At 69.2% G+C, this 15,268-nt stretch carries 13 protein-coding genes; 6 read left to right on the top strand and 7 right to left on the bottom strand.

Annotated features, from left to right (window positions below; translation table 11 throughout):
- Positions 1-76: 76 nt before the first annotated feature.
- Positions 77-1,261 (bottom strand): magnesium and cobalt transport protein CorA, encoded by a 1,185-nt coding sequence (locus tag ACFYYB_RS05700; RefSeq protein ID WP_389433348.1) that lies wholly within the window; start codon positions 1,259-1,261, stop codon positions 77-79.
- Between the two features lie 158 nt (positions 1,262-1,419).
- Between ACFYYB_RS05700 and ACFYYB_RS05695 the strand changes: the two genes are divergently transcribed.
- Positions 1,420-2,556 (top strand): winged helix DNA-binding domain-containing protein, encoded by a 1,137-nt coding sequence (locus tag ACFYYB_RS05695; RefSeq protein ID WP_389433347.1) that lies wholly within the window; start codon positions 1,420-1,422, stop codon positions 2,554-2,556.
- A 198-nt stretch (positions 2,557-2,754) separates the two neighbouring features.
- A complete protein-coding gene (locus ACFYYB_RS05690; RefSeq protein WP_389433346.1) occupies positions 2,755-4,341 on the top strand; it encodes an AMP-binding protein in 1,587 nt (528 codons plus the stop codon).
- A gap of 88 nt (positions 4,342-4,429) precedes the next feature.
- On the opposite strand, the gene ACFYYB_RS05685 is transcribed toward ACFYYB_RS05690, so the two are convergent.
- Together ACFYYB_RS05685 and ACFYYB_RS05680 are read right to left on the bottom strand one after the other, a co-directional pair.
- Positions 4,430-4,918 (bottom strand): glutathione peroxidase, encoded by a 489-nt coding sequence (locus ACFYYB_RS05685; RefSeq protein WP_389433345.1) that lies wholly within the window; start codon positions 4,916-4,918, stop codon positions 4,430-4,432.
- A gap of 50 nt (positions 4,919-4,968) precedes the next feature.
- Positions 4,969-5,787: a hypothetical protein gene (locus ACFYYB_RS05680; RefSeq protein ID WP_389433344.1), complete on the bottom strand. Its 819-nt coding sequence runs from the start codon at positions 5,785-5,787 to the stop codon at positions 4,969-4,971.
- A 266-nt stretch (positions 5,788-6,053) separates the two neighbouring features.
- Here ACFYYB_RS05680 and gcl point away from each other — a divergent pair, with 266 nt between their 5' ends.
- The 3 genes from gcl (at position 6,054) to ACFYYB_RS05665 (ending at position 10,069) form a co-directional block, all read left to right on the top strand.
- A complete protein-coding gene (gene gcl, locus ACFYYB_RS05675; RefSeq protein WP_266912577.1) occupies positions 6,054-7,835 on the top strand; it encodes a glyoxylate carboligase in 1,782 nt (593 codons plus the stop codon).
- Between the two features lie 151 nt (positions 7,836-7,986).
- Positions 7,987-8,982 carry a phosphotransferase family protein gene (locus ACFYYB_RS05670; RefSeq protein WP_389433343.1) on the top strand — a complete coding sequence of 332 codons (996 nt, stop codon included), beginning with the start codon at positions 7,987-7,989 and terminating at the stop codon, positions 8,980-8,982.
- A gap of 229 nt (positions 8,983-9,211) precedes the next feature.
- Complete coding sequence (locus ACFYYB_RS05665) at positions 9,212-10,069, top strand: hypothetical protein (protein WP_389433342.1); 858 nt, start codon at positions 9,212-9,214, stop codon at positions 10,067-10,069.
- On the opposite strand, the gene ACFYYB_RS05660 is transcribed toward ACFYYB_RS05665, so the two are convergent.
- The 3 genes from ACFYYB_RS05660 to ACFYYB_RS05650 form a co-directional block, all read right to left on the bottom strand.
- Positions 10,060-10,905 carry an aldo/keto reductase gene (locus ACFYYB_RS05660; RefSeq protein ID WP_389433341.1) on the bottom strand — a complete coding sequence of 282 codons (846 nt, stop codon included), beginning with the start codon at positions 10,903-10,905 and terminating at the stop codon, positions 10,060-10,062. The two genes, ACFYYB_RS05665 and ACFYYB_RS05660, sit on opposite strands and share 10 nt — an antisense overlap.
- Complete coding sequence (locus ACFYYB_RS05655) at positions 10,839-12,050, bottom strand: JmjC domain-containing protein (RefSeq protein ID WP_389433340.1); 1,212 nt, start codon at positions 12,048-12,050, stop codon at positions 10,839-10,841. Before ACFYYB_RS05655 ends, ACFYYB_RS05660 begins: the two co-directional genes overlap by 67 nt.
- A gap of 91 nt (positions 12,051-12,141) precedes the next feature.
- Entirely contained in the window at positions 12,142-12,297 is a 156-nt protein-coding gene (locus ACFYYB_RS05650) for a hypothetical protein (protein ID WP_389433339.1), read from the bottom strand.
- A 744-nt stretch (positions 12,298-13,041) separates the two neighbouring features.
- Here ACFYYB_RS05650 and ACFYYB_RS05645 point away from each other — a divergent pair.
- Complete coding sequence (locus ACFYYB_RS05645; protein WP_389433338.1) at positions 13,042-14,400, top strand: hypothetical protein; 1,359 nt, start codon at positions 13,042-13,044, stop codon at positions 14,398-14,400.
- On the opposite strand, the gene ACFYYB_RS05640 is transcribed toward ACFYYB_RS05645, so the two are convergent.
- Positions 14,370-14,903 (bottom strand): NUDIX hydrolase, encoded by a 534-nt coding sequence (locus ACFYYB_RS05640; RefSeq protein WP_389433337.1) that lies wholly within the window; start codon positions 14,901-14,903, stop codon positions 14,370-14,372. The two genes, ACFYYB_RS05645 and ACFYYB_RS05640, sit on opposite strands and share 31 nt — an antisense overlap.
- Between the last annotated feature and the right edge of the window lie 365 nt (positions 14,904-15,268).

Raw genomic sequence — 15,268 nt, 5'->3', positions numbered from 1 at the left:
TCTCCCCGGGGGCGCCCGGCGGGCCACTTCCTAGTGTTCGCGAGAGCTAAGTTGATCAATGGTGCTGCTGTGCGGTCTACAGCCAGTCGCGCTTCTTGAAGATGACGTACAGGCTGACGCAGACCACTGCCATCAGGAGGATCGCGAAGGGGTAGCCCGCTGCCCACTGGAGTTCCGGCATGGTCTCGAAGTTCATGCCGTAGATGGTTCCTACGAGTGTGGGTGCAAACAAGATTGCGGCCCAGGAGGAGATCTTCTTGATCTCCTCGTTCTGTTCGAAGCCGGCCTCGGCCAGGGCTCGCATTTCGGCGTTTTGTTGTTGGGAGACCAGGGTGGCGTTGACCGTCAGGATTTCGGTCAGGGCCTGGCGGAAGCCGTCCACGCGTTCGCTGGTGTGGGTGACGTGGTCGGCCACGTCGCGTAGGTAGCGCTGGAGTTCCTCGTCCGTGCCGTACTTCGCGAAGCCGGCCATCAGGCTGTGGAGCATGCCGACCAGGGGGCGGGTGGCCCGTTGGAACTCGACCATTTCGCGGGAGAGTTCGTAGATGCGGCGGGAGACTTCCGGATCGCCGCTGAAGACCTCGGTCTCGATCTCGTCCATGTCGATCTGGACGCCCTCGACGACGGGGGCGTAGCCGTCGACCACCGCGTCGAGGATGGCGTACAGGGCGGCTTCCGGGCCGAGGGAGAGGAGTTCGGGGGACTCCTCCATGCGGCGGCGGACCGCCGAGAGGTCCGGGGCCGCGCCGTGGCGGACCGTGATCAGGAAGTCGGGGCCGACGAAGATGTGGAGCTCGCCGAAGTCGACCTCCTCCAGCGCGTCCAGGTAGCGGGCGGCCCGCAGGACGACGAAGAGGGTGTCGCCGTAGCGCTCCAACTTGGGGCGCTGGTGGGCTTCCAGGGCGTCTTCGATGGAGAGCGGGTGGAGGTTGAACTCGTCTGCCAGGGAATGGAGTTCGGGCTCCGTGGGGCGGTGCAGGCCGATCCAGGCCATGCCGTCGGGCTGGTCGCGCAGTTGGCGGAAGGTGTCGGCGAGGGTGGTGGGGGAGGCGATCCGGACTCCGTCGCGGTAGACCGCGGAGTCGATCACGCTGCGGTGGTCCGCGGGAGTGGGGGCCGGCGGTGGCGGCTTCGGGGCCCGTGGAGGTGTGGCGGGAGGGGTGGGGGGAGAGGTCGCCGGGCGTCGCCAGCCCGCGCGCTTCGCCGGCGTCGGTGTGGAGGCGGACGTGGGCGAGGGGCGGTGGTCTGGTCGCTCCGACATCGCAGGTCAGCTCCCGGTCGGTCGAACGGGTGTTTACGGGCAAGGTGCAGGATATCCGGGTGAATGGACCCAGGGGCTCATGCGGGTCCGTGTGCGAGGGCGCGGCCGGTTCGGAGTTGCGGACAGAAGGTGTCCGCATGGGCCGATACGTTGCTGTCATGGCCTCCAAGACGAAGCGTCCCGTACTCGGCACCCGTGCACTGAACCGTGCCACGCTCGCCCGTCAGCTGCTCCTCACCCGGACAGAGATGTCCGCACAGGACGCCACGCGGCACCTGCTGGGGCTACAGGCCCAGAACGTGAAGCCGCCCTACTTCCAGCTCCACGCCCGCCTCGCCGGTTTCGGGCCGGCCGAGCTCGCCGGGTTGATGGAGTCCCGGGAGGTGGTCCGGATGGTCACGATGAGGTCCACCATCCACACCCACACCGTGCACGACGCGCTCACCCTGCGTCCCCTCGTCCAGCCGGCCCGCGACCGGGAGATCAACTACTTCCGCAAGGGCCTGGTCGGAGTGGACCTGGACCGGCTGGCCGAGCGCGCCCGGGTGTTCGTGGAGGCCGAGCCGCGGACCATGGCGGAGATACGGGAGGAACTGCTCAAGGAGTGGCCCGGAGCCGACCCCCAGTCGCTGTCCGTCGCCGCGCGCTGCCGGCTGCCGCTCGTCCAGGTCACCCCGCGCGGGGTCTGGGGGAAGAGCGGCCAGGTCCGTCTCACCACCTTGAACGAGTGGGTGGGCGAGGGCGGGGGGTCTGGCGGAGAGGATTCCGCGATCGATGATGTCGTTCTGCGGTACCTCGGGGCTTTCGGGCCCGCGTCCGTCAAGGACATGCAGACGTGGGCGGGGCTCACCCGGCTGCGCGAGGCCTTCGAGCGGCTCAGGCCGGTCCTGGAGGTGTTCCAAGACGAGAACGGCGTCGAACTCTTCGATCTGCCCGACGGGCCCCGCCCCGATGCCGGGCAGCCCGCGCCGCCCCGGTTCCTCCCCGAGTTCGACAACCTGCTCCTCTCCCACGCCGACCGCTCCCGGGTGATCCCGCCCGAGCTGAAGGGGAGCAGCTGGACCGGGAACCAGGCCCACTGCACCCTGCTCCTCGACGGCTTCCTCGCCGGGCTCTGGAAGCTGGATGCAGGGAAGGCCGGCGGGACGCTCACCGTCGAGTTGTTCTCCGCCGTGTCCAAGGCCGACGAAGCCGAGATCGTGGCCGAGGGGGAGACGCTTCTCGCGGAGATGGGCGAGGGGGATGGCGAGGGTCGTTCCGGCGGCTCCGTCCGCTTCGGGCCCATCCGAGGCTGAGCCGCGGCGCGGCGGCCCCGGGCCACCCGGCTCCGCCGCGCTCTGGTGGCCCGTACGCCGGACACGGCACGATGCCTGGCACGACCGAGATCACCCGCGATCGTTCTCGTTCGTGGCGGGCCGCTCGACCACCGACGGACGACGGCGGCGGCGCGTCAGCCAGACAGCTGTTCGGGATCAGGGACCTAGGAGAGAGCAATGCGGATTCCCATGACCGTCACGGACTTCCTCGACCGGGCCGAGCTGGGGTTCTCGTCCAGTCCGGGCGTGGTGGACGAGCCGGATCAGCCCGCTCCACCGGTCCCCGATTCGACCTACGGAAGGCTCGGCGAACGCGTACGGGCCTGGCAGGCGGGATTCGACGCGCTGGGGGTCGGCGAGGGCGAGCGCGTGGCGGTGGTCAGCCACAACTCCGCCCGGCTCCTGGAGCTGCTGTTCGCGGTGCCGATGAGCGGGCGCGTCTGCGTACCGGTCAACTTCCGGCTGAAGCCGGAGGAGGTCGACTACGTGGTCCGGCAGAGCGGGGCCTCCGTGCTGCTCGTCGACCCCGAACTGGACGAGGCGCTGGCGGGCGTCAAGGCCCGCCACCGCTTCGTCCTCGGGCCGGAGACGGACGCGGCGCTGATGCGCTTCGGGGTGGAGCCGCGCCCCTGGTCGCGCCCGGACGAGGACGCGACGGCGACGATCAACTACACCTCCGGAACCACCGCCCGCCCCAAGGGGGTGCAGCTGACCCACCGCAACATCTGGGTGAACGGCCTCACCTTCGGCCTGCACACCCGGGTCTGGGAGCGCGACGTCTACATGCACACGCTCCCGATGTTCCACTGCAACGGCTGGGGCATGCCCTTCGTGATGGCCGGGCTCGGCGTCAAGCAGGTCGTGCTGCGCAAGGTCGACGGCGCCGAGATCCTGCGCCGGGTCGAGGAGCACGGGGTCACGCTGATGTGCGGAGCGCCCGCCGTGTGGAACACCGTGCTGGACGCGGCGGCGAGCTGGGAGGGGGAGATCCCGGGCCGCGACCGGGTACGGGTCGTCTGCGCGGGCGCCCCGCCGCCGAGCCGGACGATCCAGCGGATGGGCGAGGAGCTGGGCTGGGAGTTCACGCAGATCTACGGCCTGACCGAGACCTCGCCGCTGCTCACCTTCAACCGGATCCGACCGGACGACGCGGAGCTGCCGGCCGGGGAGCGGGCGCACAAGCTCGCGCGCGCCGGGCTGCCCGCGCTCGGGGTCAAGCTGAGGGTGTCCGAGGACGGCGAGGTACTGGCCAGGTCGAACGTCGTACTGGAGGGGTACTGGGACAAGCCGGAGGAGACCGCGGCCGCGCTGCGGGACGGCTGGTTCCACACGGGTGACGGCGGCACCATCGACGAGGCCGACGGCCATCTGACGATCTCCGACCGGAAGAAGGACGTGATCATCACCGGCGGCGAGAACGTGTCGTCGATCGAGGTGGAGGACGCGATCTTCAGCCATCCGGCGGTCGCGGAGGTCGCCGTCATCGGCGTGCCGCACGAGAAGTGGGGCGAGACGATCAAGGCCCTCGTGGTCCTCGTCGAGGGAGCCGGGGGAGCCGGGGAAGGTGCGGGAGGTGAGGGAGCCGACGGAGGGGCCGTCCATGAGGCGGACATCATCGCCCACTGCAAGCAGCGACTGGCCGGCTACAAGGCCCCGACGTCGGTCGAGTTCCGCGACGCCATCCCGCGCACGGCCACCGGCAAGATCCAGAAGTTCAAGCTCCGCGAGCCGTACTGGTCGGGCCAGGACCGGCAGGTGAACTGACCCCCGGCCTCCGCGAACGGCCGAGGGCCGGTACGGGGCTGCGCGCGCAGCCCCGTACCGGCCCTCGGCCCTCGGCGATCAGGCGGTGCTAGGCCGGCAGGTGCGCCTCGATCGCGGCGATGACCTCGGCGGCCTCGGGCTCGGTGCGCGGACGGAAACGGCCCACGACCTCGCCGGCGGGGGAGATCAGGAACTTCTCGAAGTTCCAGGTGATGTCACCGGCCTCGCCGTCGGCGTCCGGGAACTTCACCAGCTCCGCGTAGAGCGGGTGGCGGTTCTCGCCGTTGACGTCGGACTTCTCCAGGATCGGGAAGGTGACCCCGAAGCCGGCCGCGCAGAACGTCTGGATGTCGTCGGCGTTGCCGGGCTCCTGGCCGCCGAACTGGTTGCAGGGCACGCCGATGACGGTGAAGCCCTTCTCCTCGTACTTGAACTGCAGGCGGGCCAGACCCGAGTACTGAGGGGTGAGACCGCACTGCGAGGCGGTGTTCACGAGCAGGATCGCCTTGCCCTTGTGCGCGGCGAGGCTGGTGGGCTCGTCGGACAGGGTGGTCAGCGGGATGTCGTACAGGCTCATCAAGCTCTCCTCGGCACTCGGCGGGCAAACACGCGTAATACCCCCAGAGCCTAGGCCCCCATGCCGAGGAGGTCCTCCGCCGGGTCGTTGACCGGCTGGGGCATGCCCGTGAGGTCCATGACGAAGAGGGGTATCCCGAGGTCGTCCGCGCGGGCGCGCGCGTCCTCCGTATATCCGGCGAGCGAGAAGTAGACGCTGGTCGCGCAGGCCGTGAGCCCGTTCAGCCAGACGCACTCCACCGCCCGCAGTCCGGCCGGGGCCGTGCTCGGGTCCACCTGGGCGACCAGGCCGGGGGCCCGCAGGTCCACCGCCGTCGAGGGGAGCGGCCGGCCGTCGGGCTGGCGCACGTCCTGGAACCCGAGCCAGCGCAGGTACAGGGCCGCGGTGACCACCGCGTCCCGGGCGGTCCGGATGGTCAGGGGCCGGAAGGCGGGACGGGGCACGGCGGGGTCCGGGGCGGCCGGGGAAGCCGGGGCGGATGGGGAAACCCGAGGCGCCAAGGGGGCGGGGGAAGCCGCCTGCGGCCCCGCCGCAGGCCCGGGCGTCTCGGCCGCGCGAGGGGGAGTCCGTACGTCCCCGCCGAAGGGAATCCCGCCCACCGGCTCCAGCGGATGCACCGGAACCAGCACCACCGTCCCGCAGGAGGAGCACCCCATCTCCGGATGCGGCCACTCGCCCTCACGGCCGCAGGCCTCGCACCGCACCGCGACCCAGCTGTCCGTCCACGTGCGGTGGGTCAGCTCCCGGGGCGGTGACGCCAGGTCCAGGGGAGGGACGACCGGGTTCCCGCAGGCGCAGGGGAACACCGGGGCGGCGTATCCGTTCTCGCGCAGGCACGCCGGGCAGCGCACCGGTACCGCATCCGCCATCAGAACCGGACCCCCTCGTCGCTGTGCGTAGGCCCATGGTCCACCACCTGCCACCGCGGGGGCGGGCAGACCCCCGATTTTCGGCCGAGCCCTGGTTTTTCGTACAACTCACTGCCCAAGACGTGGCTTTTGGTGGGTTCCGGGGTGCCGTACCGCCTTGACGTTGCGGGGAGTCGCCGCTTAGCTTGTTCCGTATAGCAGAACAAAACTTCCGGATTACGGAAAAGCCTGACCCGCCAGACCCGCAGGAGAACTCGATGCCTCGTATGACAGCCGCCGCCGCTGCAGTGGAGATCCTCAAGCTTGAGGGTGTCGAACAAGCGTTCGGCGTTCCCGGTGCTGCGATCAACCCGTTCTACCGCGAGCTCAAGAACGTGGGCGGAATCGCGCACACGCTGGCCCGCCACGTCGAGGGCGCCTCGCACATGGCCGAGGGGTACACCCGCGCCAAGGCCGGCAACATCGGCGTCTGCATCGGTACCTCGGGCCCGGCCGGCACCGACATGATCACCGGCCTGTACTCCGCGATCGCGGACTCCATCCCGATCCTGTGCATCACCGGTCAGGCTCCGGTCTCGAAGCTCCACAAGGAGGACTTCCAGGCCGTCGACATCGCCTCGATCGCCAAGCCGGTCACCAAGAAGGCGACGACCGTCCTGGAGGCCGCCCAGGTTCCGGGCGTGTTCCAGGAGGCCTTCCACCTGATGCGCTCCGGCCGTCCGGGCCCGGTCCTGATCGACCTCCCGATCGACGTCCAGCTGACCGAGATCGAGTTCGACCCCGAGACCTACTCGCCGCTGCCGGTCTACAAGCCGAGCGCCACCCGCGCCCAGGCCCGCAAGGCCCTGCAGTTCCTGCTCGACTCCGAGCGCCCGCTGATCGTCGCCGGTGGCGGCATCATCAACGCCGACGCCTCCGACCTGCTGGTCGAGTTCGCCGAGCTGACGAACGTCCCGGTCATCTCCACCCTCATGGGCTGGGGCGTCATCCCGGACGACCACGAGCTGGCCGCCGGTATGGTCGGTGTCCAGACCTCGCACCGCTACGGCAACGCGACGTTCCTCGAGTCGGACTTCGTCTTCGGCATCGGCAACCGCTGGGCCAACCGTCACACCGGTTACAACCTGGACGCCTACACCAAGGGCCGCAAGTTCGTCCACGTCGACATCGAGCCGACCCAGATCGGCAAGATCTTCGCCCCGGACTTCGGCATCGCCTCGGACGCCAAGGCGGCCCTGGAGCTCTTCGTCGAGATCGCCAAGGAGCTCAAGGCCGAGGGCAAGCTGCCCGACTTCAGCGCCTGGGCCGCTTCCGCCCAGGAGCGCAAGGCGACGCTGCTGCGCCGCACGCACTTCGACAACATCCCCATGAAGCCGCAGCGCGTCTACGAGGAGATGAACAAGGCGTTCGGCCCCGAGACCCGCTACGTCACCACCATCGGTCTGTCCCAGATCGCCGGTGCGCAGATGCTGCACGTCTACAAGCCGCGCAACTGGATCAACTGTGGCCAGGCCGGCCCCCTCGGCTGGACCATCCCGGCCGCGATCGGTGCCGCCACCGCGGACCCGGAGACCCCGATCGTCGCGCTGTCCGGCGACTACGACTTCCAGTTCATGATCGAGGAGCTGGCGGTCGCCGCCCAGCACAAGGTCCCCTACGTTCACGTCCTCGTGAACAACGCCTACCTGGGTCTGATCCGTCAGGCGCAGGGCGGCCTGGGCATCAACTTCGAGGTCAACCTCGAGTTCGAGAACATCAACACCCCCGAGCTGGGTGTCTACGGTGTCGACCACGTCAAGGTCGCCGAGGGCCTGGGCGTCAAGGCGATCCGCGTCACCGACCCGGACAAGCTGGGCGAGGCCTTCGAGACGGCCAAGAAGTGGGCCCAGGAGCACCAGGTCCCGGTCGTCGTCGAGGCCATCCTCGAGCGCATCACCAACATCTCGATGAGCAAGACCGTCGACATGAGCGACGTCACCGAGTTCGAAGAGGTCGCGACCGAGCTGGGCCACGCCCCGACCGCGCTCCGCAACACCCTGCCTGCCTAGTCCCACCAGGCTGGTCTAGCACCACCGAACGGCCCCCGTCCCTCCTCCAGGAGGAACGGGGGCCGTTCCGCGTCCCCTACGGGTCCCAGGTCCCGCCCCCGTTCCACCAGGCGGCACGCCCGCGCGGCGCAGCCCCGTATAGATTCGCCCGATGCGCAGATTCGCGGAGGCCGAGGACCTGTCGGGAGTGGTGCGGGACGCACTGGGAGGGGCGTGCCGGATCGCCGGCGTGCGGCGCCTGCGAGGGGGGAGCAAGAAGGGCGTCTACCGGGTCCGGCTCGCCGGGGCCGGGACGCCGAGCGTGATCGTCTACAGCTGGGCGGACGAGGAGAACTTCTGGCCCGGCGCCACCGCGGGGGAGGGGACCGACGGAACGGACCCCTTCGCGCCCGCATCCGGACTGCAGCCCTTCCTGGCCGCGCAGCGGCTGCTGCACGAGCTCGGGGCCCGCGTACCCCGGCTGCTGCTGGCGGACGGCGGCAGGCAGCGGTACGCGGCGGACGTGGCGGTGGTCGAGGACGTCCCCGGCGGCACGCTGGAAGCACTCCTCGACACCGACCCGGCGGCCGCGCGGAAGGCCTTGGCCGACCTGGCCCGGACCCTGGACCTGATGCAGAGCAGCCGGGCCCCTCGCTACGGCAGGGTGGACGTGCTGGAGCGGGGAGGCACCGCTCTCGGCAGCTCCTGCGAGCAGCTGGTCCTCGACCGCGCCCTGCGCGACCTCGGGGAAGCGGCGGGCCGCGACAGCAGGATCGCGGCGGCCCGCGGCCGGCTCGACGACCGGCTCCGGACCCTCCGGGCACTGGTGGCGCCGCGCACGGAACACGGACTGATCCACGGAGAGCTGGGCCCCGACCACGTCCTGGTGACCGAATGCGGGGAAGCGGTCCTCATCGACATCGAGGGCCTCATGTACTTCGACGTCGAGTGGGAGCACGTCTTCCTCCGGCTCCGCTTCCAGGAGCGCTACGAGGCCCTGGCCCGCCCCGGCCTCGACCCGCGGCGCCTCGACCTCTACGCCCTGGCCATGCGGCTGTCCCTGGTGGCGGGCCCGCTACGGCTCCTCGACGGAGACTTCCCCGACCGGGAGTTCATGCGGGGCATCGCCGAGCACAATCTCAAGGAGGCTCTGGCCCTGCTCCCGTAGTCCGATCCGGTGACTGGCACTCCCCTGTGGCCGAACTGGACCGACGCGGAGCGATGCTCAAGCGCCGTGGTTGTTGCCTTTCTCCACGACACCCTGGGTCGGTAGGTACGTCATGTCAGATCTTGATCGACGGCTCCGATAATGGAGTTGCTGACTTCAGCCGTTGGTGAGCGGGCCGTATCGGCAGGACCGCTCCTGTTACGGTCGTCCGTTCGCCGAGGAGGTCGTAATGACTGGTTCCCTGCCTGTCGCCGCCCAAGTGGATCTACGCCGTCAGTCGGTGGACGACGTAGTACGGCGCGTGGAGGAGGCCCTGCATGTGCGATTGGACCGGCAAGGGATGGTACGCAAACGGCGTTCCTTGGGCGGCCGTACGGACCGGGGTACATGGGTGCGTATCGAGCGGCGGGGATTCGAGCGGATCGGCCCGCAGGGCTGGAACGGGACCGAGGCCGCTGCCGTACTGCAAGGGGTCGCGATGCCCGAGTGGTACCAGGGTGTGGCGTGGCGCGAGTCGGGCGAGCCGGTGATGTGGCGCGCGGATGAGCTCGAGCTGATTCCGTCGCCGTCTGTTGGCAAGGGCGCCCTGGTGCTCGAAGACCCGGGCCTGCCGGACAAGTGGTGGGAGGCGTTGAACGCTTCGCTGGACGCGCTTGCCTCACAGCAGACGCCGCGGATCGCGACGCCGGACACGGTGACGATCACGCAGGAGCAGGTGACCCAGACCCTCGGGGCGGTCTTCCCCGGGGTGGCCGATACGCGGATCGAGCGGTGGGCGCCGGCTCATGCAGATCTGACCTGGGCCAACGTGATGGGACCGGAGTTCTCCCTCATCGACTGGGAAGACTGGGGCATGGCGCCCCGGGGCCTCGACGCCGCAACGCTGTGGGGCAATGCGCTTGCCGTCCCGGGTCTCGCGGACCGCGTCCACCAGGAGCGGCGTGCGGACTTGGAGAGCCGGGACGGCAAGCTGATGTCGCTGTTCTTCCTGTCGAAGATCGTCGGACCCTACGCGTACGAGGAGGATCCGCTGCTGGCTCCGGCCCGGAAGGAGGCCGACCGCCTGGTAGCCGAGCTTCAGCTCTGACGGTGTCCGTGGAGGGCCCGCAGGTACTGACTGACGGCGGCGGTGTCCACCTCCGTGCCCAGGGCCTGGAGCAACTGGGCCAGGTGCCTGGGGTCGTCGGTGCCGACCGCCATCGCGCAGGCGGTGGGCAGGTGGAACGCGGTCCGGAACGCCGCCTGTATGCGGGACAGATCCCCGTGACCCGGCCGCAGGAACGGCCGGGGGTCGAATTCCTCCCACACTTTCCGGTGGCCGCCGCCGAAGGGGCTCATGCCCCAGGTTTTGCCCGGCTGCCAGGCCGTGCGCAAGACGGTTGTGGCGTCGAGTAAGTCGATGCCCACGAGGAACCCGGCCCGGACCATCAGGACGTCCGGGGACGGCAGGTCGTCCACCTGGACCGTCCCGAGCGACCGGATATCCCAGGAGGCCACACCCCAGGCGCGGCACAGACCGTCGCGGGCGGCGTCGGCCAGGGCAGTGCAGGCATTGCCGAGGAGGGTGTGGCCATCGGCAGTGGACAGGCCCGCGAGGGTCCGTTCGGGGTTGTGGAGGAGCACGGTGTCAGGTTCCCTGCCGAGTTCCCGGGCCGCTCGCTCGACGGCCAGCCGCAGCCGGACCGGATCAAGGGAGTGCTCCGCACCTCCAGCGCTCGGGAAGAAGCCCACCTTCGTGGAGAGGGTGAACCTCGGCAGCAGATCGGCGGCCGTCTCGGCCAGCACCGTGTGCGAGCGGAAGCCGAGGTAGGGGGCCGCAGTGTCCAGGGCGGTGACGCCGAGGTCGAGTGCGGCCGTCAGGATGTCGCGGTGGTGACGAGACCGGTGTAGGCCGAGGACAAGGCGGGGGTCAGCTCCGTGCACAGTTCCTCCTTCACCAGGATCTCGGCGAGCTGTTCCACGTGCAGGCCGGTCTTCTCGGTGGCGTCGGCGATGTCGACGGGGTGGCCGCTCAGCAGCAGGGCGAGGGCGGGGTACGCCTTGCCGGCGAACGTGAGCTTCTTGCCTGCGGCGAGAACGTCCACGGTGTCGTGGTGCTCCTCGATCACGGGCTCGAAGTCGGTGACGCACACGACGGCCGCGGGCTTGCCGAACAGGCCGGTGGCCGGGACATGCCGGGCGGCCAGGCGTTCCCGCTCGCGGGCATCGAAGAAGTCCTGCGGAGTCAGCTTCGTAGCCATCTCGGCGACGGCGTCGGTCAGGAGCTGCTGCTGTCCCTCCCACTGGCCGGGGGAGTTCCAGCGGTCCAGGTCGTACCGGAACAGGTCTTGCGTGCGGGCCTGGTCGGCGAGCCAGGCCAGCCAGTTCACGCCGACGCGCTTCACGATGCCGAAGGTGGCGTGCAGGCTGTAGCCGTCGCCTTGGTCGTCGCGGGTGGCCTGGTGCCAGAAGCCGCGCGGGATGTGCATCACGTCGCCGGGCTCCATGACGCCCTGCCACACGATTTCCTCGCTGGGCTCGGCATTGGGGGCGGAGTCGCGGTACATCGGAACCTTGCGCGAGGTGCCGCGGACTTCCCAGCTCTTGCGGCCGGCGAGCTGGACGATCACGGTGTCGTGGTCGTCCCAGTGGAGCTTGAAGCCGCTCGCGTCCTGGGTGGTCAGGTAGGCGTTCACCTGCACCAGCTCGCGGGCCCACCACTGGAGCGCACGGCAGGTGGCCTCCATGGCCGGGTCGAAGAAGTCGACCTCGTCCAGGACCATGGTGCAGCCCTCGCGCATCAGCCCGCCGACGCGGCGCATGTCGGCCATGGGGATGGCCTGTCCCCGCCGGGTGACGGAGGGCTGGATGTAGCGGCCGGGGTGCAGTTCGGCCCCGTCCTGGAAGATGCGGAACTGGGGCGTGGTGACGCTGCGGCGCATCACCAGGTCCAGCAGCTTCCTGGGATTGAGCAGGCGATCGAGCAGATCAAGGTCCCCGATCGTTCCCCGGGCGAAAGAGGCTCCGAGTGCGCCGGGTCCGTCCCAGCCGAGGGCTTTCTCGAGTGCGGTGACGAAGCGGTGGTCCACGTGTTCCTCCGGTCGGCTTCGTGGCGGGTGAAGGCCGGGGGCCCGCCGTGGATGACGGGCCCCCGGGTGGTGCTGCGGCGTACTGGTGGGGCTACTCCTGCGGGAGGTTCAGGCCGTCGCGGTTCTCGCCGTCGTCGCCCGCGGAGGTGCCGGTGGAGTCGGACTCCGCGGCCGCAGCGGTGAAGCGGTCCTGGACCTTGATCAGGCTCTCGACGCCGATCAGCAGGTCTTTCTTCTGCGTTGCCATGTGTGTCTCCATTTCCTGGAAGTCCAGGGCCGACGGATGCCGGCCCAGCCCCGATGGGGCGTGCCTCACCAGCCCTTTGTTCCCGGGCCGGTGAGGAGACGGGGGTGGCGCTAGGCCACGGATCGAGCGAAGGCGGGATTCGTGCCGGAAGCCGGTTGCCGGTCAGGGGCCGGGATCACCAGCGATGGCCAGGGTGACCACCAGGACGGTGACGACGCCGGCGTAGAGGAGCACGGCGAGCTGTTGGCGCCAGCCCCGCGCAGCTCGACCACGTACCCGGGAATCCCGTTCTAAGGGAGCTTTCAACGTCGGAAGGCGGCCACTACGCCGACCCCGGCGCGGTGGATGCCGGCTGAAGGGCACGGACCGACGACGAGGTACCGCCACAGCGGGGGCATTCGCACGGGGGGTAGCGGCCGGGGTTGGAGAGGATGTCGAACGGGTCGCCTTCCAGGACCCGCGAGCGCGGCGACCATGTCCGGCCCGAGTCCCGCGATACCCGGATGCTCATCAGGACGCGGGGCTCTGTGCCCAGGTCAGGGGTTGCCCCGAGGGCCGTTCGCTCTGTGTCAGGAGTGCCCGCCGAATCGTTCAAGGCGGTCGTCCTCGGTCGCTTCGCCATGTCGAGAAGGATCGCGATCAGGACGACGAGCCAGAAAGGCCCAGCGGATTACCCAACTTGGGTAACATCACGGTCGGTTGAGACTTTGAAGCGATCCGTAGTCTTCCTCCGGAGCGTGCCCGATGCCCGAGACACGTCGTACGAAGGAACTACCAGCCAGTCTGCTCACCGAGCCCGAGATGATCGACGCGTGCCGCGTGCGCGACTTTGCGAGGGTCTTTCGTCTGGTCAAGACTCGGGCAGGCATCTACCCGTCGATGATCGCGCGGCAGTGCGAGCTGACGCCGAGCCGAGTGGGTGAGGTGATCGCGGGTCAGCGACAGCTCCTCCACATGGAAGTGATCGAGCGGATCGCCGATGGATTGCGTATCCCGGGGCACATGCTCGGGCTTGCCCGCCGTACGTGGGAGACGCCGGCCGTCTTGGCCGTGGCCGATCGGGAACGGCCGGAGTTCGGTCATGCGGCCGTTGAGCCGAAGCTCCTCAGCGCCTTACCGGGCGTGGAGGTGGACAGCATCCTGGCCCTGGCCGCCGGGACCAACCCGAGCCCATCCACATTGCACGCTCTGCGTTCCTCGATCGAGGACTACTGGCGTCGCGACGACGAGCACGGGGGCGAGACGCTCCGGCCTGCTGTCGTCGGCCAGCTGCGCTACGTCGAAAGGCTGCTGAAGGACCAGCGACCGACGCCGATACAGCACGGCCTGTACGGCATCGCGGCGGAGCTGGCGCGGTTGACCGGGTGGACGTACTTCGATGCTCGGCAGTACCACCAGGCCCGCGCGTACTTCTCGGAGGCCCTGCAACTGGCCAGGGAGATTGACGACCATCCCTTCATGGCCAACGTCCTGGCCTGTATGAGCCTGCAAGCGACCTACCAAGACAAGCCGGCGGACGCGCTTGCCCTGGTGTCTGCTGCCCAGGACCAGGCCCGAGCGGCCACGGGTATGACGCCGAGAGTTCGCGCCATGCTGGCCATGCGTGAGGCGTTCGCCCACGCGACCTTGGGTGACCGGACAGCGACCCACACCGCGATCTCCGAGGCACACAGTCAGTACGACCGGATCAAGGCGGACGACCCGGACCCGGCATGGGTGACGTACTTCGACGAGCCGAAGCTCATCGTGGACACGGGCATCGCGCACGGCCGTCTTGGCGAGGCGGCGATCGCAGAACCGTTGATCGCGGATGCGCTGGAGCGGGAGGACCCCGCGAACCAGCGCGGTAGGGCGTTCCACGCCTTCTGGTTGGCCCGTACGCAGCTTCAGAGGGGCAAGCTTGACCAGGCGTGCCACACGGCGATCGAGGCGCTGGTGCCCGCCGCAGCTGTGTCGTCCGAGCGGGTGACCGGGCACCTTCGCGAGTTCTACGAGCAGCTTGCGCCATATCGCGAGGTGCCGGCCGCAGTCGCGTTCGAGGCACGCCTACGCGCGATGCTCCCTCCGCAGCGTCAGCGAACCCCTTCGTCCATCAGGACGTAGAGGAGGCCGACCAGAGAGCCGCTGCTGACGATCTCGCGGCGGTCGATCATGCCCCGGATATTCGCCAGCGGGATCCACTCGATCCGGTCCGACTCGTTCTTCTCGGTCGGCGGTCCGTCGTACGTGGCGCCGTCCGCGCGGAACAGGTGGTGTTGGGAGTCCGTGATGCCGTTCGCCGGTTCGGCGTAGATCAGCGGCTTCATCGGGCCGGGGCGCCAGCCGGTCTCTTCGAAGACTTCACGGGCGGCAGCCTCGCCGGGGGTCTCGTCCGCCTCGACCAAGCCCATGGGCAGCTCCCAGGCCCACGCGTCCGTGATGAAGCGGTGGCGCCACATCATCAGGACTTCTTGGCGGTCGTTGATGACAGCGGCCACTGCCAGGTGGCGGAGTTTGACGACGTGGTGTTCCCAGCGGTGCCCGTCCGGCGTCTCGATGTCGGTGAGCCACAGGTTCACCCACTTGTTCTCGTAGATCGGACGTTCCCCGTGGATCTTCCACTGCATTTCTGCGGCCCCTCTCGATCGGGTTCCAGCATCGCAGAGCAGCGGCTAACTAGGGCTGACTAAGGCTAGGTTCGGCCAGGATTTGCGTCAGGCTGACGAATATGTCGGAGCGGCGGGGCTGGGGCCTGTACCGGGCAGCTTGGCTTCCGGCTCATGAGGTAGAGCGTGTGAGCGGTCTCGGTGGACCAGGTGAGCAGCGTGAGTCCGCCCTGGAGGACGCCTGGTTGCAGCCGAGCAAGCAGGTCTGGAGGCCGTCAGGGCACAGTGCCGAAACCAAGGCTCGCCGAGCGATGTCTACAACGTGTCGTCTTGATCCGAGGTTCATTCACGGCGTCACGCCACAGCGAGCCCCGCCGGAGCGTGGT

This window comes from Streptomyces sp. NPDC002886, assembly GCF_042888445.1.
Taxonomy (GTDB): Bacteria; Actinomycetota; Actinomycetes; order Streptomycetales; family Streptomycetaceae; genus Streptomyces.
Note: the sequence above shows the minus strand (reverse complement) of the source record. Positions and strands in the feature narration are given on the sequence as shown.